Below are 18,465 nucleotides of genomic sequence, written 5' to 3' on the forward strand. Positions count from 1 at the left end.
ACAATGTTGGTTTTCAGACAACCTTTTTTGTTTTTTAGCTTATAGCTTATTTTGCTGCTGAAGCAGTAGACGCTGCTTCGGCTTTTGCACTGGTGGCTGCATTTTCACCCCATGCAGCAGGATATTTATAACCTTCGAAGCGTTTGTGAGCATAGGCTTTGAACTCGTCGGAGTTATAGGCTTCAGTTACATCTTTGAGCCATCGGCTGTCTTTGTCGGCGTTTTTGACTGCTGCCCAGTTGACATAGGCAAAGCTCGGCTCTTGGAACAGGGCTTCAGTCAGCTTCATACCGCTGCTCATGGCATAGTTGCCGTTAACAATAGCAAAATCGACGTCGGCTCGGCTGCGTGGCAGTTGTGCGGCTTCCAGTTCTACGATTTTGATGTTTTTCGGATTTTCAGCAATGTCGGCTTTAGAAGCAGTCAGCGGATTAACACCGCCTTTCAACTTAACCCAGCCCAATTCGTTCAACATTACCAATGCACGGGCAAAGTTGGACGGGTCGTTAGGCGCAGAAACGCTGCTGCCGTCTTTAACTTCATCCAAAGATTTCAATTTACCCGGATACAGACCCAAAGGCGCAGTCGGCACTTGGAAAGTTTCAGCAATATCTAATTTGTGTTCTTTTTTGAAGTCGTCCAAATAAGGCTTGTGTTGAAAAATGTTGATATCCAGTTCACCTTCAGCCAAAGCGAGGTTAGGACGGACGTAATCGGTAAACTCGACCAATTTGACGGTATAGCCTTTTTTCTCCAACGCAGGTTGGATTTGATCTTTGACCATGTCGCCAAAGTCGCCAACGGTTGTACCAAAGACGATCTCTTTTTTCGCCGCGCTATTATCGGCAACCGGTGATGCTGAGGATGCGGCAGGTGCGCTGTCTTTCTGCCCACCACAAGCTGCAAGCACCACAGCAAGCGTAGCAGCAGAAAGGGTTTTAAAAAAAGTATTTACTTGCATATCTTACTCCTGATAATTCATTGAAACAGTTTTCAGACGACCTCTGCCGTCAAAAACGAGAATTTTAAATCTATTTAGTAAAACTCAGGGTGTTTTTTGCAGATTTTTCTGTTGATTCTTATTATTACCACAGTATATTCGAAATAAAACTCGGCACAATCCAAAACTTACGCGCTATGATAGCCTACAATTTTCCAAGTCAACAGATCTAGCTCGCGTTACCCCAAACGTACGAATAGATTAAAGAAGGTCGTCTGAAATCTTGCAGACAGGGTTTCAGACGACCTTTTTATTTCATATTAAATAGATTTACATGACCAACGATCAAATAGAAAAGTCCTCGACAACTGGAGCATAAAGCATTCTATCGACCACCTCACGTGTCAGCTTAGGCGCGAACAATTCTATAAAATCATATGCATAACCCCTAAGATAGGTATCTTTCCTAACGGCAATCCAAGTTGGAGACGACTCAAACAAATGCGAGGCATCCACTAATTCCAGATCCGTGTCATTCTCAGGATCGTAAGCCATCTTCGCCATCAACCCAACACCAAGACCCAATCGGACATACGTCTTTAAAACATCAGTGTCTGCTGCTGACAACACGACATCGGGCTGCTCTAACCTGGCTTTATTAAAAGCCCGTGCAATACTACTCCCCTGATTGAACGCAAATTCATACGTAATTAAAGGAAAAGAAGCCAAATTCTCAATACTTAAAGGATTTTTACAATCCAACAAAGGATGTTCATGCGGCACAATAACCGCATGATTCCATTCATAACAAGTTAATTTACCCAACTCCGGATGCTCATCGATACGCTCAGTTACAATCGCAATATCCGCCTCCCCATTACTGACCATCTGGGCAATCGCCGCAGGACTGCCCTGCTTGATAGTCAGCGTTACTTTAGGATAACGTTTGACAAACTCTGCCACAATTAAAGGCAGAGCATAACGTGCCTGCGTATGCGTTGTCGCAACGACCAGAGAACCACTGTCGTGTTCGGTAAACTCACTCCCTATATTTTTAATATTCTGAACATCACGCAAAATCCGATCCGCAATTTCCAAAACAGCCTTTCCCGGTTGGGACACAGATACCACACGCTTGCCGCTTCGGATAAAAATCTGCACCCCCAACTCCTCTTCAAGAAGCCGGATTTGTTTAGAAATCCCTGGCTGGGAAGTAAATAGTGCTTCAGCAGCTTCAGATACATTCAAATTATGCCGGTACACCTCCAATGCATACCTCAATTGCTGTAATTTCATAAACGGCTCGTGTTCAATGTTTACTTGTATGATTTGCACTACAAACGACGGACAATTTAACATATTTTTCCTAAATTGTCGGCAGCCCTCTGACCTCAAATAGAAACTTTTGTTTTAACTCACACTATACAAATCAATTATTAAAACTGTCTTTTCAAACCAAATGATTTGTTGCCTCCATACAACAACAAAATGCAACAAGCTCTAATTTCGTCCTAAATAAATGACACAAACTTGATTTTTAGGCATGATTCGAAGCTAGGAAGCAGGCAGTTTCATGATTGTATGAGGCATTGAGTATTGACAGTAGGCACCATGCTTCTTTATAGTGCAAACTGATATATCCGATTTGCCGCTGCTTAGTATGCTGCGGCCTGTATATTGGTAATTTGCAGCGGTTCTTAAACACCCGCCGCATAACAATTTAGATGAGGGAATAAAATGACCAAACAGCTGAAATTAAGCGCATTGTTCGTTGCATTGGTTGCTTCCGGCACCGCAATGGCAAGCGAACCGCATACCAAACACGGCTACACCGTAAGCAGCCAATCTCAAGAAGTTGTCCGCAACAACTATGGCGAATGCTGGAAAAACAGCTATTTCGACAAAGAGACCCAAGGTCGTGTCGAATGTGGTGACCGCGAAGCAGTAGCCGCAGTCCAACAAGCTCCCGAATATGTTGACGAAACCGTATCTCTGTCTTCTAAAACACTGTTCGGCTTCGATAAAGACAACCTCCGCCCTGAAGCTCAAGAGAATCTGAACGCATTAGCCCAACGCCTAAGCAATGAAAACGTTCAAACTGTACGTATTGAAGGCCATACCGACTTTATGGGTTCAGAAGAGTACAACCAAGCTCTGTCCGAACGCCGTGCAAACGTAGTTGCCAACTACTTGGTTGGTCGTGGTGTTCCTTCAAGCAAAGTTTCCGCTGCAGGTCTTGGCGAGTCTCAAGCTCAAATGACTGCTACTTGTGAAGCAGAAGTAGCAAAACTGGGCAAAAAAGTATCCAAAGCCAAAAAACGTGCTGCTCTGATTGCATGTATCGAACCCGACCGCCGTGTTGACGTAAAAATCCGCAGCACTGTTACAAAACAAGTTGCCCCGGGCCAAACAATTGAAGGTCAAGGTGAACGTCCTGCAGTAGATGAAGGTTGGATTCCTTCTCCCTACAATGGTGTACACGGTTACGCCAAGCCTTAACTAAATTCAATTTTAATTCAAAACCCCGCATTTGCGGGGTTTTCTCATATCTGTAATTCCCACTCTACAGATGTCTTTTTATCCATTCCACCCCATCTCCATAATAATTAAACAAACCAGGAAAATATATCATTTCGATGAAAACAGGATAGAAAAAAGGTATCCTTAACTTATTCAGGACACCTTCATCAAAGGTAGCATCATCAAGTAGAATTACTTAATCTCTATCTTCCCTACTCCGCCCATGTAAGGCTGCAAAGCAGCGGGAATATTGATGCTGCCGTCGGCGTTTTGATGGTTTTCCAAAACGGCGACCAAAGTACGACCAACCGCCAAGCCGGAGCCGTTTAAGGTATGTACTAAGCGGTTTTTGCCGTGTTCGTCTTTGAAGCGTGCTTTCATGCGGCGGGCTTGAAAATCTTCGCAGTTGGAGCAGCTTGAAATTTCGCGGTAGGTATTTTGCGCGGGAACCCAAACTTCCAAGTCATACGTTTTGGTCGCGCCGAAGCCCATGTCGCCGGTACACAGGGTAATCACGCGGTAGGGCAGCTCCAAAGCCTTCAAAATATTTTCGGCGTGGCCGACCATTTCTTCCAGCGCTTCGTATGATTTTTCGGGATGAACGATTTGTACCATTTCCACTTTGTCGAACTGGTGTTGGCGAATCAGACCGCGCACGTCTTTGCCGTATGCGCCCGCTTCGGAGCGGAAACATGGGGAATGGGCGGTCAGCTTCAGCGGCAAATCGCTGCCTGCTACGATGCTGTCGGCAACGGTATTCGTCAGTGTTACTTCGGCGGTCGGAATCAGATATTGCGTTTTTTTGCTCTCGTCGCCGCCGCGGGTAACATGGAACAAATCTTCTGCAAATTTAGGCAGTTGGCCCGTACCTTGCAGGGTCGTGTCGTCCACGATGTAGGGCGTGTAATGCTCGGTGTAGCCGTGTTTCAGCGTGTGCGTATCGAGCATGAATTGCGCCAGCGCGCGGTGCAGGCGGGCGATTTGACCTTTCATGACGGTAAAGCGCGCGCCGGACAGTTTTGCGCCGCCTTCGAAATCCAAGCCCAAAGGTTCGCCCAAATCGACATGGTCTTTGATTTCAAAATCGAATTCGCGCGGCGTGCCGACTTTGCGGACTTCGACGTTTTCGGTTTCGTCTTTACCGGCGGGTACGCTTTCGTGAGGCAGGTTGGGAATGCTCAACAACCATGCGTCCAATTCTTTCTGAACGGCATCCAAATCGGCGGCTGCCTGCTCCAAATCGGTTTTGATTTGGGCGACTTGATCCATCGCTGCCTGCGCCTCTTCGTGTTTGCCCTGTCCTTTCAATGCGCCGATCTGTTTGGAAATGCTGTTACGCGAGGCTTGCAGTTCTTCGGTTTTCACTTGGACGGCTTTGCGCTGCTCTTCCAAGGCATTGAAACGTGCGGTATCAAACTCGTAACCGCGCTGCGCCAAACGTTCGGCGACGGCTGCGGTGTGGCTGCGGAGCTGTTGGATGTCTAACATTTTGTTATTCTCTCGATAGAATTCAGAAATGGCATTATTGTAAACCAAATCACCAATCTTTTCATGACAACACTTTTATTCAAAAAACCCTTTCTTACATATCATGCATTGCAGAAAAAGCAAGAATGAGATAGAATCTACCGTCTTGTTAAACCTTGCCTTTTGCTTTCGCATGGCAAAAGGCTGTATTTAATCATCCATAAGGAGATAACATGCGTCATTATGAGATCGTGTTTATCGTTCATCCTGATCAAAGCGAGCAAGTGCCTGCTATGGTTGAACGTTACAAAACCATGATTGCCGAAGCCGGCGGCAAAATCCACCGCTTGGAAGACTGGGGCCGCCGTCAACTGGCTTACCCGATTAACAAAATCCACAAAGCACACTATGTTTTGATGAATATCGAAACTACTCCTGAAGTAGTTGAAGAGATGGAAACCGCTTTCCGCTTTAACGATGCCGTACTGCGCCATCTGACCATCAAAACAAAACATGCTGTAACCGAAGCTTCTCCTATGCTGGGCGGCGAAAAAGCAAAAAACTTGCTGAACGGTGCGGCTGAAGAAGTTGCAGCAGCCGAATAAGATTGGATAATCTTACAACGCTTACCGCCCTGATTTACAAGGTTGAACCCTTGAGATACACGCCGGCAGGAATCCCTGTTTTAGATATTATGTTAAAGCATGAGTCTTGGCAGGAAGAAAACGGGCAAAAATGCCTGGTCAGTTTTGAAATACCCGCGCGTATTTTAGGTAAGCAGGCTGAAGAATGGCAGTATCGGCAAGATACGATGGTTGAAGCAGAAGGCTTTCTCGCACAGCGCAGCAAACGCTTCCCAAGGCCGATACTCCGCATACAGAACATTAAAGAATATAAAGGTTAAACGACAATGGCTCGTCAATCATTCAAACGTAGAAAATTCTGCCGCTTTACGGCTGAAAAAATCCAAGAAGTCGATTACAAACAAGTTGATTTGCTGAAAGACTTCATTTCTGAAAACGGCAAAATCATCCCTGCCCGCATCACCGGCACCAAAGCGCATTACCAACGGCAATTGGCTACTGCAGTCAAACGCGCGCGCTTCCTGGCTCTGTTGCCTTACACCGATCAACACAAATAATTTTGGAGTTTAAATCATGCAAATTATTCTGTTAGAGAAAATCGGCGGTTTGGGCAACTTGGGCGACATCGTTACCGTAAAAAACGGTTATGCCCGTAACTTCCTGATTCCTGCCGGCAAAGCCAAACGCGCTACTGAAGCCAACATGAAAGAATTCGAAGCACGTCGTGCCGAATTGGAAGCCAAACAAGCTGAAATCTTGGCTGATGCTAAAGCACGTCAAGAAAAACTGGACGGTCAAACCATCACTATCGCTCAAAAAGCCGGTGTGGACGGTCGTCTGTTCGGTTCCGTTACCAATGCCGACATCGCTGCTGCGATTGTTGCATCAGGCGTTGAAGCTGCAAAATCCGACGTCCGCCTGCCTAACGGTCCTCTGAAAGCCGTAGGCGAGTACGAAGTTGAAGTGGCTCTGCACACTGACGCTGTTTCTGCGATTACCGTTGCTGTTGTTGCGGCTACTGAGTAATAGACAGTCTTAAAAGGTCGTCTGAAAGGGAATGGAATGTATATTCCTGCCGTCTTTCAGACGACCTTTTTGCATAATTAAGACTACTTCCTTAGTGATTATAAATTCAGATATGAAAAAACTTATCCATTTCATCGGAATATCAACCGCGTTGCTGCTTTCCGCTTGTAGTACAACCAAAACAAAAGTTGAATCTGCTAAAACGGTTGAGCCGATTAATCAAAGCAAAAACCAGCGTCCTGCTTTTGATTCTGCTGCGGAATCCGTTGCCAGTAGCGGCTTTAATGCCAACACCAATGTCCGCCAGTTTATCCGTTACGAGGCGGCGAAAAAGCAGTTTACGGAAGCTGAATTGCAAAACTTTTTCAATGGCGTGGTTTACAAGGGCAATATCATCAATATCATGTACCGCCCGTCCACTTCGCGCCCTTGGTATGAATTCCGTACAGGCAACTCTGGTGCGTCAAAATTCAACGGCGGCAAACAGTTTTACGCTGCCAACCGTGCCGTTATCGATGATGTGGCACGCAAATATGGTGTACCTGCCGAGCTGATTGTGGCGATTATCGGCATTGAAACCAACTACGGCAAAAATACCGGCAGCTTCCGTGTTGCCGATGCTTTGAGTACCTTGGGTTTTGATTATCCGCGTCGCGCCGAGTTTTTCCAAAACGAGCTGATTGAGCTTTTGCTGATGGCGAAAGAAGAAAAAGAGAACGTTTTTGATTTCAAAGGCAGCTATGCGGGCGCGATGGGTATGCCGCAATTCATGCCTTCGAGCTATCGCAAATGGGCGGTCGATTATGATGGCGACGGACACCGCGACATTTGGAACAATATTGGCGACGTTGCCGCTTCTGTTGCCAATTATATGAAGCAGCACGGTTGGAAAACAGGCGGCAAAATGATTGTTCCCGTCAATCTGACGATTACACCTGACTTGAAAGCCATCATTGACGAGAAAACGGCTTTGAACCGTACCGTTGCCGATTTCAAAGCGATGGGCGTGGTTCCGCAAAAAGCGGTTGCAGACAATGAAAAAGCCGTTTTATTCAGCCTGGAAACCAGTCCGGGCGTATTTGAATATTATCTCGGTCTGAATAATTTCTATACGGTTTGGCAGTATAACAACAGCCGAATGTATGTTACCGCCGTGCGCGACATCGCCAATGCAGTCAACAACAACGGTTTGTAATGTTCAAAAACCACCTTTTTCAAGGTGGTTTTTTATTTGAGAACTCGAGTTCACGATACTAAAAAATAGAGCTGCTCAAATCGCCCGTGGATTTGAGAAAATCACTATAAACCCAGCAAAACTCAAGCAATCAAAGGGATTTTCATGCCGTAATGCTTTTTGCCATGCCCCGACACAAACTGTCCGCCGCGCGCAGGCGATAAAAATGCGTTGCCTTCGGCGGTAGGCTCGGCGCAGGTGTATTGTCCGTTGCGGTCGCTCCAAAGCGCGTAAACGGGCAGGTTTTGCGTTCGGATGTCGAGTTTTAGTCCGTCAAACGCAACATGTGTATCTGACGGCGAGGCGACAAATTCCGTGTGCGCGATATAGTCGGCATCGTAGGGCGCGCCGTTGAAATCGAATTGGGTACCGACGGCAGGGAAATAGGGATGAAAACCGGGCGAAGTGCGCACGGGCGCATCACCGTAATTGCAAACGGTCAGTGTGGCGACCGCTTCGTTTTCGTTCGGCAGGCTGTAATCCAGCAGCCATTCGACTTTTTCGTAGCCCTTTGCCGTGCTGATCAATCTCAAGCCGACATCCGATTCGTTTTGATAACGGATTTGCCAAGTAGAGGTTCTGCCGAAACCGTGTTGCGCCAAATGATTTTTACCGTCCGGTCCGAACTGCGGCAGGCAGACGTGCATTCCGCCGCGTAATTTTGTATCAGTACCGACTTGGACGCTGGTTTTCGGGAATAACACTTCCCGACTGTGTAAAACCAAAGCATCTACATATGCGCCCATGGTGTTTATCTGCATGGATGCGGAATGATTGCGTAAGATGATTTCAGACATGGCGACTTGTCCTTAAGGTTGTTTTAAATTTTGTAACATTCTAACATTTGTATACGTACCGTTACCGGTATGCAGACAGAAAATCCTTAATAAAAATCAAAAAAATGCTAAAATACCGGCCATCTTTCAAGGTCGTCTGAAAGGCGTTCAACCACTTTTCAGACGACCTTCCGATTTATTTCCAGCAGAGAAAACCTTATGGCTTATCAAGTTCTTGCCCGCAAATGGCGTCCGAAAACCTTTGCCGATTTAGTCGGTCAGGAACACGTCGTCAAGGCCTTGCGCAACGCGCTGGACGAAGGCCGCCTGCACCATGCCTACCTGCTGACCGGCACGCGCGGGGTCGGGAAAACCACCATCGCCCGTATTCTGGCGAAAAGCCTCAACTGCGAAAACGCGCAACACGGCGAACCTTGCGGCGTGTGCCAAAGCTGTACGCAAATCGACACCGGTCGCTACGTCGACCTGCTGGAAATCGACGCCGCCTCCAATACCGGCATCGACAACATCCGCGAAGTATTGGAAAACGCCCAATACGCGCCGACCGCCGGCAAATACAAAGTCTATATCATCGACGAAGTGCATATGCTCTCCAAAAGCGCGTTTAACGCCATGCTGAAAACGCTGGAAGAGCCGCCCGAGCACGTCAAATTCATCCTCGCCACCACTGATCCGCACAAAGTCCCCATCACCGTTTTGAGCCGCTGCCTGCAATTTGTCTTGCGCAACATGACTTCGCAGCAGGTTGCAGACCACCTTGCCCACGTTTTAAACAACGAAAACATCGCCTACGAACCCGCCGCCCTGCAGCTTTTAGGCCGTGCCGCCGCAGGCTCTATGCGCGATGCTTTGAGCCTGCTTGATCAGGCTATCGCCATGGGTTCGGGCAGCGTTGCCGAACAAGACGTCCGCCAAATGATTGGCGCGGTCGACAAACAATACCTGTACGAACTGCTGGCGGGCATCGTCAACCAAGACGGCGAAGCCCTGCTGGCGAAAGCGCAGGAAATGGCGGCGCGCGCCATCGGCTTTGACAGCGCGTTGAGCGAACTTGCTATGCTGTTGCAACGCCTCGCCTTGATACAGGCAGTGCCTTCCGCCTTGGCGAACGACGACCCTGAGCGCGAAACCCTGTTGCAACTGAGCCAGGCACTCAGCGGCGAACAAATCCAGCTTTATTATCAATGCGCTATTCACGGCAAACAGGATTTGAGCCTTGCGCCCGACGAATACGCCGGCTTCGTCATGACCCTGTTGCGTATGCTGGCGTTCGCCCCGTTGGCGGCGGATGCGCACGACGTTGGCGGACATATCGAAAATACCGAGCTGCATTCTGCCGAAACGGGTGTCCATACCGCAAAAAAGCCCTTGCAACTTCCCCAGTCTGAAGCCGCCAAACCGCCCGTTCAGACGACCCCTGCGCCTACCACGTCGTCTGAAAACAAGGTTGCCGAACCGGTTCCGACTCAAGAAAACAACGACGTTCCACCTTGGGAAGACGCGCCGAGCGAAGCAGAAACCGTAACGGACACGCCTGTACAAGCGGAGGCGGAGAGCATTCAGACGACCTCCGAAGCAGTAGAGACAGACATACAGTCCGCAAACGAAGCAGAAGCGGCATTTCAGACGACCTCTCAAGCCGAAACGTCGTCTGAAAACCAAGTTTACGATAACGAGGCAGCAAACAACGAAACCGATGTTTCCTTGAATGATACGTCGTCTGAAAACCCTGGCAACACAAACCCAATTCAGACGACCCCAGTCGCTGAAGCCGCGGAAGCAGAAGCGTTTCCGCATGACGATACCGCAGAACCTTTCTACGATTACGGTTCGCCCGAGCATGATTACCCCGTAGAAGACAGCGCGGAAATGCCCCCGCCGCCGGATTGGGAACACGCCGTCTCTGCCGATATGGCAGAAGTAGAATCGGAAGCCGAAGAAGACAGCGACGACGAAGACGGCACGCAGTTCGCACCGTTGCCCGAGTTCTCTACTGAAAACTGGGCGGCAATCGTCCGACATTTCGCCCGCAAGCTCGGCGCCGCGCAAATGCTGGCGCAACACGCATCATGGACGAACTACGACGCAGACAGCCATCTGATGATGCTGTCGATGACCGACGAAGCCCGCGCTACCGCCAACAAAGAGCGGCTCGACAAAATCAAAAACACGCTTGCCGAAGCCTACGGTATCCCATTGAAATTGCAAACCGAACCTTGGCGCGACGATGCAGGCTGGGAAACCCCGACCATGCGCCGCCAGCGTCTCCAACTTGAAGGCAGACAGCAGGCACAGGATTTGCTCGAAGCCGACGAAACCGCGCGTCAGGTTTTAAAAGTTTTCGAAGCCCAATGGCAGCCCGATTCTTTGGAACTGGCGGAGCAGGCGGAATAACGGTAATCGAGAATTTCCGTTTACATTCGGATACATAAACATTCAGGTCGTCTGAAAACCATCAAACCGCTTTCAGACGACCCTTCACACCAAACGCTATAAACCCTTAACCTTAACGATTCAACCACAGGAGTTTTAAAAATATGTTCGGAAAAGCCGGATTAGGCGGCCTGATGAAACAGGCGCAGCAAATGCAGGAAAACATGAAAAAAGCACAAGCGAAACTTGCCGAGACCGAAGTAGAAGGCGAAGCAGGCAACGGCTTGGTTAAAGTCGTGATGACCTGTTCCCACGTCGTCCGCAAACTCGAAATCAGCCCCGACCTGATTCAAGAAGCCGCAGACGACAAAGAAATGCTCGAAGATTTGGTACTAGCCGCCATCAACGCCGCTTCTGAAAAAGCCGAAGAAACCACCAACAAAACCATGGGTGCATTCACCCAAGGCCTGCCCGCAGGCATGGGCGATTTCTTCCGTTAAACCTGCGCCGTAAAAGCAAATATAGTGGATTAACAAAAATCAGGACAAGGCGACGAAGCCGCAGACAGTACAGATAGTACGGAACCGATTCACTTGGTGCTTCAGCACCTTAGAGAATCGTTCTCTTTGAGCTAAGGTGAGGCAACGCCGTACTGGTTTAAAGTTAATCCACTACAAATGTCGTCTGAAACGCCAAAAAGCAGTTTCAGACGACCTTCGGATTATCGGTTTGACAAATCGACACCCGTCCAATATTTTCAGACGACCCCTGCCCGCTTTGGTAAAATACAACCATACAATCAACCGCCCTTTTCCACCATTCCCCAGCAACGCCAACCGCCCATGACTAACCAGCGCATCAACCACGAACCCGTCTTCCTGCTTGCTTCCGCCCCTTGGCGCGAGAGCAGTTTGTGGGTGGAAGTGTTCAGCCGCCGTTACGGGCGCGTGGCGTTATTGGCGAGAAGCGCGCGCAAGCGGCAGAGTGAGCTGCGCGGCGTGTTGGTGCCGTTTGTACCGGTCAGCGCCTCTTGGTACGGTTCGCAAGAGTTGAAAACGCTGCATCGTGCAGAGTGGATAGGCGGCTGGCCGCAACCGCAAGGCAGGGCTTTGTTCAGCGGCTTATATATCAACGAACTAATGCTCAAACTGACGGCTCGCGAAGACCCGATACCCGAGCTTTACGATGCGCTGGGAGCAGTGATGCAGGCGGTATGCGGTGAAAACAGTCATACCGCTGCGCTGCGCCGATTTGAATGGGCTTTACTCACCCGCTTAGGCTTCGCGCCCGATTTGTTCCACGATGGCAACGGCGAAGCAATCCGCGCCGAAGAAACCTACTGGCTGACGCCTGAAAATGCGGTTGTCCCCATCGAAGAAGCCGAACGCTTCAATCCGCGCAACCATGGTGTTGCAGTCGGCGGCAACATCTTGATCCATCTGCGCGAAGGCGATTTCACCCACCCCGAAAGCCTCGGACAGTCGCTAAAAATCACGCGCCTGCTGATTGACAACCTCCTGCCCGAAGGCATTAAATCCAGACAGGTTTTGCAACAGCTCCAGCAATTCAGTTTCGGCGTTTAATCCTTTTCAGACGACCTTTTCATTTCGATTTTTTATCTTAGTTTCATTCTGATGCGGAAAATCAAAAGCATACCGCGCACATCAATCCGCAATTTCCGCAAACTTCTCCCAATTTGCCAATACATACGCCACAGCCGCCGCCATATCGTCGTCAGCGATTTCGTAATATTCGCCGTCCAATTCCTCAAAATTGGGAAACTCGGCACGAATCGCGTCCAAAAATGCGCCGCCATCTGCCATTTCCTCGATTTTTGCGCCGTCCCGCTCATATAAAGCCTTCGCCTTATCCAAAATCTTAGGCGTCGGTTTAATCCGCCAGCGGCGCAGGCTGTCGGCAACGGGATTATGGAACACATATTCGCCGTAACCCGCCGCGATCAGCTGCACAAAGCCGCCCTCCTGCACTTGGCTGTCCAAATAGCAGTAAGCCGTCAGCGTGTGCTGCTCGTCGTTCAAACACCGCATTTCCTCATCGCCTGCCGCATCCGTGTAATCTAAATACGCCGCGCTCAATGTGTAGAGAAATTCTGCCGCATCTTGAGGGTTCAAATCATCCTGCCGGAAAAGTGTCGTCATGTTAAAGCCCGTCTGAAATAAAGTTGATTTAAAGCTGATTTATAAAAACCGCATTATAACCAAAGCATTATCAAATCAAAACTTCTTTTCAGACGACCTTTTGCGCTGCACAAGAAGGCGATATATCGTGGATTAAATTTAAATCAGGACAAGGCGACGAAGCCGCAGACAGTACAGATAGTACGGCAAGGCGAGGCAACGCCGTACTGGTTTAAAGTTAATCCACTATATCGTACAATAAGGCCGGACTTACCAAGGAAAAATCATGAACGCAAACACCGAAACCGTCATTATCCAGCCCAAAGACCTGCCGCTGCACTGCTCCGGCCCCAATCACGAAACTTGGAACGGTCATCCGCGCGTCTTCCTTCCAATTCAGTCCGACAGCGACATCGAATGCCCCTACTGCGGAACGCGTTACCATCTAGAAGGCCACATTCCCCACCACCATTATTGAGACGCTATGAAGAGATCCGCCCTCCTGCTGTTGCTCGGACTGTGTACCGCCTGCGGTTCGTATAAAGCCGTCCGCCCCGATGCCCCTCTTGCCGTCGTCGCCGAGGCTCAAAACAACGCCATCCGCTACCAGGCCGCCGACGGCAGCCGCATCTCCGCCATCTACGTCAACAGCAACAGCCCGATGACGGTCGAACTGCGTCAGGGAAGTACGATTGAAAAACTGACGCAGACCCATTCGATGACCAAAACCACGGAATACCGCAACGCAAGCACAAGATGGCAGCTTCAAGACGGTTTCGCCACGCTTACCCGCGGCGGTAAAACCATCGTTTTCACCGAAATCATTGAATAATCCTGCTTGAAATGTTTGTAAAAAGGTCGTCTGAAAAACCTTACACAATGGTTTTTCAGACGACCTTTTTACAAGTTCGGTATCGTAAGTCCACATCGGAAATATCTGTTCAGTTATTCCCGCCTGCGCGGAGACGGTAAACCCAGAGGTCGGGCTTGCGGCAATCTTTAAGCACCTCTAAAAAACCGAAGGCTGGATTCCCGCCTGCGCGGGAATGACGGCGATTTAGGCAGCTTCGATAAATTGTTATCTGCCTTTTAAAAACAGCCACATCTTCAAATCAAAGGTCGTCTGAAAACTGCAAGATGCGGTTTTCAGACGACCTTTTGTGTTGCCAAGCTCAAAACAGGGCTGACCTGATTCGGGCAAGTCAATGATCGACGGTGATGCCTTTGCTTTCCTGCTGTTTCTGTTCGTCCAGTTTCTTTTGCAGGGTGTCGCACGGGGTGTCGCAATCGCAGACTTTTTTCATGCCCAGCGAGGAAATGCCGCCGCAACTGCCTTTGATGGTGCGCTTGGAGAAAATGTAGCCGACCGCCATGCCGAGGATGACAAGGAGGAAGAGGCCGAAGGTGAGGAGTAGGGTTTTCATGATGGTGTTCCTGTGGGATGGATATTAATGGAGTAGTTTTTTAAACGCGCCGGACATTTCGGTGCGGTAGCCGTTTTGGTCGCGGATAATCAGGAAAACGGCGAGGTTTTGCTGTTCGGCGAGTTTGAGGGCTTCGGTTTCGCCGAGTACGAAAAGTCCGGTGGACAGGCCGTCGGCGGTGGTGGCGTTATCGGCGACGACGCTGATGGAGGCAAGGCGGTGCGACAGCGGACGGCGGGTTTTGGGGTCGATGATGTGGGACAGCCGCCTGCCTTGCGGGTCAACGTGGAAAATGCGGTAGTCGCCGGAAGTGGCGAGGGAGCGGTTGTCGAGGGGGACGACGATTTGGGTGTTGCCGCCTTGGACGATGTTGGGCTGTTCGATGCCGATGCGCCAAGGTTCGCCTTGGGCGTTGCGGCCTTTGCCGTGCAACTCGCCGCCGATTTCGACAAGGTAGTTTTGGATGCCGAGTTTTTCAAGTTCGCCTGCCACTTTGTCCACGCCGAAACCTTTGGCGATGGAGGAAAGGTCGAGGTAGATTTCGGGCTGGGTTTTGGCGAGCGCGGCTTGTTTGCCGTCTCGCGTGAGGATGATTTTGTCGGTGCCGGTTTGGGCGGCGGCTTTGTCGATTTCGGCTTGGGTGGGTTCGCGGGTTATTTCTTTGTTTGGTCCGAAGCCCCAAAGGTTGACGAGCGGACCGACGGTTACGTCGAGCGCGCCTTGTGTAAGGCGGTTGAGGCGTAGGGCTTCGGCGGTTACGGCGGCGAAATTGGCGGAAACGGGCATGGGCTTGCGGGTTTCGCGCATTTGGTTGAAGCGGCTGATTTCGGAGTCTTCGCGGTAGGTGGACATTTGGCGGTTGACTTCTTCGAGCGCACCGTCAATCTGCTTTTTCACGGCTTCGGATGCGGGCGGATTGTGAAGGTCGTCTGAAAGGTATTTGACGGTATAGGTCGTACCCATCGTTTCGCCCTGAAGCACGGTTTGTTCGGATGTTTTTTTGCCGCACGCGCCCAAGGGCAGGGTAAGGATGAGGGCGGCGGCAAGGGCGGGAATGGCGGAGGGCAGGTGCATGATAGGGTGTTCGGGTGTTTTCAGACGACGTATTGTAACGTAAAACGCAGGGGCGCGCGGCTTGCGGGGGTGGGGCTTTTCTGCTAACATCCGCGCTGCATTAAGAGTTGGGAATTCCATGCCAACCTGCTTTTCAGACGGAAAGGTAAGGTGGACGGCTGCAAAGCCGATGTGGTCCGAGAGGGCAATTCAAATCCCCCCCCCCGCTTGATGCGGGAATTTTTTTGCCCGTATGTTCTGTACGGGCAGGATTCCGAACCGTTTTATCCAAGTGGGAATATTTATCATTTGGATGGAGCGCAGGTGGAAATTTTGTTATGATTTCCGTTGTGGGATATATGATGAAACAACAGGTCGTCTGAAAGCGGACGGCTTGTTTTTGAAGGAAAATATTAAAATGAGCGAATATCTGTTTACTTCCGAATCGGTTTCCGAAGGCCATCCGGACAAAGTAGCTGACCAAGTATCCGATGCGATTCTGGATGCCATTTTGGCGCAAGACCCTAAAGCGCGCGTCGCGGCGGAAACCCTGGTAAACACCGGTTTGTGCGTGTTGGCGGGCGAAATCACCACCACTGCCCATGTGGACTACATCAAAGTCGCACGCGAAACCATCAAACGCATCGGCTACAACTCGTCCGAGTTGGGCTTTGATGCCAACGGCTGCGCGGTCGGCGTGTACTACGACCAACAATCCCCCGACATCGCCCAAGGCGTGAACGAAGGCGAAGGCATCGACCTGAACCAAGGCGCGGGCGACCAAGGTTTGATGTTCGGCTACGCCTGCGACGAAACCCCGACCCTGATGCCGTTTGCCATCTATTACAGCCACCGCCTGATGCAGCGTCAAAGCGAATTGCGCAAAGACGGCCGCCTGCCTTGGCTACGTCCCGACGCAAAAGCGCAGCTGACCGTGGTTTACGACAGCGAAACCGGCAAAGTAAAACGCATCGACACCGTCGTCCTGTCCACCCAGCACGACCCTGCCATCAGCCATGAAGAACTGAGCAACGCCGTTATTGAGCAGATTATCAAGCCTGTTCTGCCGCCCGAAATGCTGACTGCTGAAACCAAATACCTGATCAACCCGACCGGACGCTTCGTTATCGGCGGCCCGCAAGGCGACTGCGGTCTGACCGGTCGCAAAATCATCGTCGATACCTACGGCGGTGCGGCTCCGCACGGCGGCGGCGCGTTCTCCGGCAAAGACCCGTCCAAAGTGGACCGTTCCGCTGCCTACGCCTGCCGTTATGTTGCGAAAAACATCGTTGCCGCAGGTTTGGCGACCCAATGTCAGATTCAGGTTTCCTACGCCATCGGCGTTGCCGAACCGACTTCGATTTCCATCGATACTTTCGGCACCGGCAAAATCAGCGAAGAAAAACTGATTGCCTTAGTTCGCGAACATTTCGACCTGCGCCCCAAAGGCATTGTCCAAATGCTCGACCTCTTGCGCCCGATTTACGGCAAATCCGCCGCATACGGCCATTTCGGCCGCGAAGAGCCCGAATTTACTTGGGAGCGTACCGACAAAGCCGCCGCATTGAAAGCAGCCGCAGGCGTATAAAAAGCATGAAGGTCGTCTGAAAGGGAGTTTCAGACGACTTTCCATCTTTATGGCAACTGCAATTATTCCCAATCAGCAAGGCAGCATGCGTCGGTATGCTGCCTTTTTCGACCAGAAAGATTACAATTAGCGGGTCGTCTGAAAATCCAAAGAAAGGACACATCATGCTCTTAGGTGTAAACATCGACCACATCGCCACCGTCCGCAACGCCCGCGGTACGACCTATCCCAGCCCCGTGGAAGCGGCATTGGTCGCGGAAACGCACGGTGCGGATTTGATTACCATGCACCTGCGCGAAGACCGCCGCCACATCAAAGACGCGGACGTGTTCGCCGTCAAAAACGCCATCCGCACACGCCTGAACCTTGAAATGGCGCTGACTGAAGAAATGCTGGAAAACGCGCTCAAAGTCATGCCGCAAGACGTGTGCATCGTGCCTGAAAAACGTCAGGAAATCACGACCGAAGGCGGTTTGGACGTATTGGCGCAACAAGAAAAAATCGCCGGATTCACCAAAATCCTGACCGATGCAGGCATCCGCGTCTCTCTCTTCATTGATGCCGACAACGATCAAATCCAAGCCGCCTATGACATCGGCGCGCCCGTTATCGAGCTGCACACCGGCGCATACGCCGACGCACACAGCCACGCCGAACAAATCAAGCAATTCGAACGTCTGCAAAACGGCGCGCATTTTGCCAGCGATTTAGGCTTGGTCGTCAACGCCGGACATGGACTGACCATACACAACGTTACCCCCATCGCCCAAATCCTCGCCATCCGCGAGTTGAACATCGGGCATTCGCTGATTGCCCAAGCCCTCTTCCTCGGCCTGCCCGAAGCCGTCCGCCAGATGAAGGAAACCATGTTCAGGGCAAGACTGCTGCCTTGATACGGCAACACCCACCTTTTCAGACGACCTTCTCTCAACAAGGAGACCACCGCATGATTTACGGCATAGGCACAGACATCGTTTCCCTCAAACGCATCATCCGCCTGAGCAAAAAGTTCGGACAAGCGTTTGCCGAGCGCATCCTTACCCCCGAAGAGCTGCTCGAATTTCCGCAGGCAGGCAAGCCCGTCAACTACCTCGCCAAACGCTTTGCCGCCAAAGAAGCCTTCGCCAAAGCCGTCGGTACGGGCATACGCGGCGCGGTTTCCTTCCGCAACATCGGTGTCGGGCATGACACATTGGGCAAACCCGAATTCTTCTACGCCCCTGCCCTGTCCAAATGGCTGGAAGAACGAGGCATCAGCCACGTCAGCCTCAGCATGAGCGACGAAGAAGACACCGTGTTGGCATTTGTTGTTGCCGAAAAA

The 18,465-nt window shown here is 50.6% G+C and carries 21 protein-coding genes and 1 riboswitch; of the genes, 14 read left to right on the top strand and 7 right to left on the bottom strand.

Features of this window, described 5'->3' with window-relative positions; all coding sequences use genetic code 11:
* Window positions 1-46: 46 nt before the first annotated feature.
* Window positions 47-961, bottom strand: coding sequence for a MetQ/NlpA family ABC transporter substrate-binding protein (locus NSCA4_RS0101470; protein ID WP_016686496.1), 915 nt, complete (start codon window positions 959-961; stop codon window positions 47-49).
* Window positions 962-1,285: 324 nt separating this feature from the next.
* The gene (locus NSCA4_RS0101475) at window positions 1,286-2,236 is read right to left on the bottom strand and encodes a CysB family HTH-type transcriptional regulator (RefSeq protein WP_029609439.1); all 951 of its coding nucleotides are present in this window, start codon (window positions 2,234-2,236) and stop codon (window positions 1,286-1,288) included.
* Between the two features lie 441 nt (window positions 2,237-2,677).
* Between NSCA4_RS0101475 and NSCA4_RS0101480 the strand changes: the two genes are divergently transcribed.
* On the top strand, window positions 2,678-3,439 hold the full coding sequence (locus tag NSCA4_RS0101480) for an OmpA family protein (RefSeq protein WP_016686498.1): 762 nt from the start codon (window positions 2,678-2,680) through the stop codon (window positions 3,437-3,439).
* A 213-nt stretch (window positions 3,440-3,652) separates the two neighbouring features.
* On the opposite strand, the gene serS is transcribed toward NSCA4_RS0101480, so the two are convergent.
* Window positions 3,653-4,948 (bottom strand): serine--tRNA ligase, encoded by a 1,296-nt coding sequence (gene serS / locus NSCA4_RS0101485; protein ID WP_016686499.1) that lies wholly within the window; start codon window positions 4,946-4,948, stop codon window positions 3,653-3,655.
* Window positions 4,949-5,160: 212 nt separating this feature from the next.
* On the opposite strand from serS, the gene rpsF reads away from it, so the two are divergent.
* The 5 genes from rpsF (at window position 5,161) to mltB (ending at window position 7,732) form a co-directional block, all read left to right on the top strand.
* A complete protein-coding gene (rpsF, locus tag NSCA4_RS0101490) occupies window positions 5,161-5,532 on the top strand; it encodes a 30S ribosomal protein S6 (protein ID WP_016686500.1) in 372 nt (123 codons plus the stop codon).
* 2 nt (window positions 5,533-5,534) lie between these two features.
* Entirely contained in the window at window positions 5,535-5,831 is a 297-nt protein-coding gene (gene priB / locus NSCA4_RS0101495; RefSeq protein WP_016686501.1) for a primosomal replication protein N, read from the top strand.
* 6 nt (window positions 5,832-5,837) lie between these two features.
* Complete coding sequence (gene rpsR / locus NSCA4_RS0101500; protein ID WP_003678863.1) at window positions 5,838-6,068, top strand: 30S ribosomal protein S18; 231 nt, start codon at window positions 5,838-5,840, stop codon at window positions 6,066-6,068.
* A 16-nt stretch (window positions 6,069-6,084) separates the two neighbouring features.
* The gene (rplI, locus tag NSCA4_RS0101505) at window positions 6,085-6,537 is read left to right on the top strand and encodes a 50S ribosomal protein L9 (RefSeq protein WP_016686502.1); all 453 of its coding nucleotides are present in this window, start codon (window positions 6,085-6,087) and stop codon (window positions 6,535-6,537) included.
* A gap of 112 nt (window positions 6,538-6,649) precedes the next feature.
* Window positions 6,650-7,732 (top strand): lytic murein transglycosylase B, encoded by a 1,083-nt coding sequence (gene mltB, locus NSCA4_RS0101510; protein ID WP_016686503.1) that lies wholly within the window; start codon window positions 6,650-6,652, stop codon window positions 7,730-7,732.
* A gap of 122 nt (window positions 7,733-7,854) precedes the next feature.
* On the opposite strand, the gene NSCA4_RS0101515 is transcribed toward mltB, so the two are convergent.
* Window positions 7,855-8,568 (bottom strand): aldose epimerase family protein, encoded by a 714-nt coding sequence (locus tag NSCA4_RS0101515; RefSeq protein WP_016686504.1) that lies wholly within the window; start codon window positions 8,566-8,568, stop codon window positions 7,855-7,857.
* Window positions 8,569-8,766: 198 nt separating this feature from the next.
* Here NSCA4_RS0101515 and dnaX point away from each other — a divergent pair, with 198 nt between their 5' ends.
* The 3 genes from dnaX (at window position 8,767) to recO (ending at window position 12,524) form a co-directional block, all read left to right on the top strand.
* Window positions 8,767-10,962 (top strand): DNA polymerase III subunit gamma/tau, encoded by a 2,196-nt coding sequence (dnaX, locus tag NSCA4_RS0101520; RefSeq protein ID WP_016686505.1) that lies wholly within the window; start codon window positions 8,767-8,769, stop codon window positions 10,960-10,962.
* A gap of 143 nt (window positions 10,963-11,105) precedes the next feature.
* The gene (locus NSCA4_RS0101525; RefSeq protein WP_003678854.1) at window positions 11,106-11,441 is read left to right on the top strand and encodes a YbaB/EbfC family nucleoid-associated protein; all 336 of its coding nucleotides are present in this window, start codon (window positions 11,106-11,108) and stop codon (window positions 11,439-11,441) included.
* A 342-nt stretch (window positions 11,442-11,783) separates the two neighbouring features.
* Window positions 11,784-12,524: a DNA repair protein RecO gene (recO, locus tag NSCA4_RS0101530; RefSeq protein ID WP_016686506.1), complete on the top strand. Its 741-nt coding sequence runs from the start codon at window positions 11,784-11,786 to the stop codon at window positions 12,522-12,524.
* Window positions 12,525-12,605: 81 nt separating this feature from the next.
* Here recO and NSCA4_RS0101535 read toward each other — a convergent pair whose 3' ends face one another.
* Entirely contained in the window at window positions 12,606-13,100 is a 495-nt protein-coding gene (locus tag NSCA4_RS0101535; RefSeq protein WP_016686507.1) for a DMP19 family protein, read from the bottom strand.
* 265 nt (window positions 13,101-13,365) lie between these two features.
* Here NSCA4_RS0101535 and NSCA4_RS0101540 point away from each other — a divergent pair, with 265 nt between their 5' ends.
* Together NSCA4_RS0101540 and NSCA4_RS0101545 are read left to right on the top strand one after the other, a co-directional pair.
* Window positions 13,366-13,557: a zinc-finger domain-containing protein gene (locus NSCA4_RS0101540; RefSeq protein WP_016686508.1), complete on the top strand. Its 192-nt coding sequence runs from the start codon at window positions 13,366-13,368 to the stop codon at window positions 13,555-13,557.
* A 6-nt stretch (window positions 13,558-13,563) separates the two neighbouring features.
* A complete protein-coding gene (locus NSCA4_RS0101545) occupies window positions 13,564-13,911 on the top strand; it encodes a hypothetical protein (protein ID WP_016686509.1) in 348 nt (115 codons plus the stop codon).
* A 370-nt stretch (window positions 13,912-14,281) separates the two neighbouring features.
* On the opposite strand, the gene nqrM is transcribed toward NSCA4_RS0101545, so the two are convergent.
* Together nqrM and NSCA4_RS0101555 are read right to left on the bottom strand one after the other, a co-directional pair.
* The gene (gene nqrM, locus NSCA4_RS0101550; RefSeq protein ID WP_003757168.1) at window positions 14,282-14,503 is read right to left on the bottom strand and encodes a (Na+)-NQR maturation NqrM; all 222 of its coding nucleotides are present in this window, start codon (window positions 14,501-14,503) and stop codon (window positions 14,282-14,284) included.
* Between the two features lie 24 nt (window positions 14,504-14,527).
* A complete protein-coding gene (locus NSCA4_RS0101555) occupies window positions 14,528-15,577 on the bottom strand; it encodes an FAD:protein FMN transferase (RefSeq protein WP_016686510.1) in 1,050 nt (349 codons plus the stop codon).
* A gap of 92 nt (window positions 15,578-15,669) precedes the next feature.
* Window positions 15,670-15,779: riboswitch (SAM-I-IV-variant riboswitch) on the top strand.
* Between the two features lie 195 nt (window positions 15,780-15,974).
* On the opposite strand from NSCA4_RS0101555, the gene metK reads away from it, so the two are divergent.
* The 3 genes from metK to acpS form a co-directional block, all read left to right on the top strand.
* The gene (gene metK / locus NSCA4_RS0101560) at window positions 15,975-17,144 is read left to right on the top strand and encodes a methionine adenosyltransferase (RefSeq protein WP_016686511.1); all 1,170 of its coding nucleotides are present in this window, start codon (window positions 15,975-15,977) and stop codon (window positions 17,142-17,144) included.
* A 164-nt stretch (window positions 17,145-17,308) separates the two neighbouring features.
* Window positions 17,309-18,037, top strand: a complete 729-nt coding sequence (pdxJ, locus tag NSCA4_RS0101565; RefSeq protein ID WP_016686512.1) for a pyridoxine 5'-phosphate synthase — start codon at window positions 17,309-17,311, stop codon at window positions 18,035-18,037.
* A gap of 53 nt (window positions 18,038-18,090) precedes the next feature.
* Window positions 18,091-18,465, top strand: a 375-nt coding sequence (gene acpS, locus NSCA4_RS0101570; RefSeq protein WP_016686513.1) for a holo-ACP synthase, incomplete at its 3' end; no start/stop codon positions are given.

This window comes from Neisseria sicca 4320 (genome assembly GCF_000193735.1).
GTDB lineage: Bacteria > Pseudomonadota > Gammaproteobacteria > Burkholderiales > Neisseriaceae > Neisseria > Neisseria sicca_E.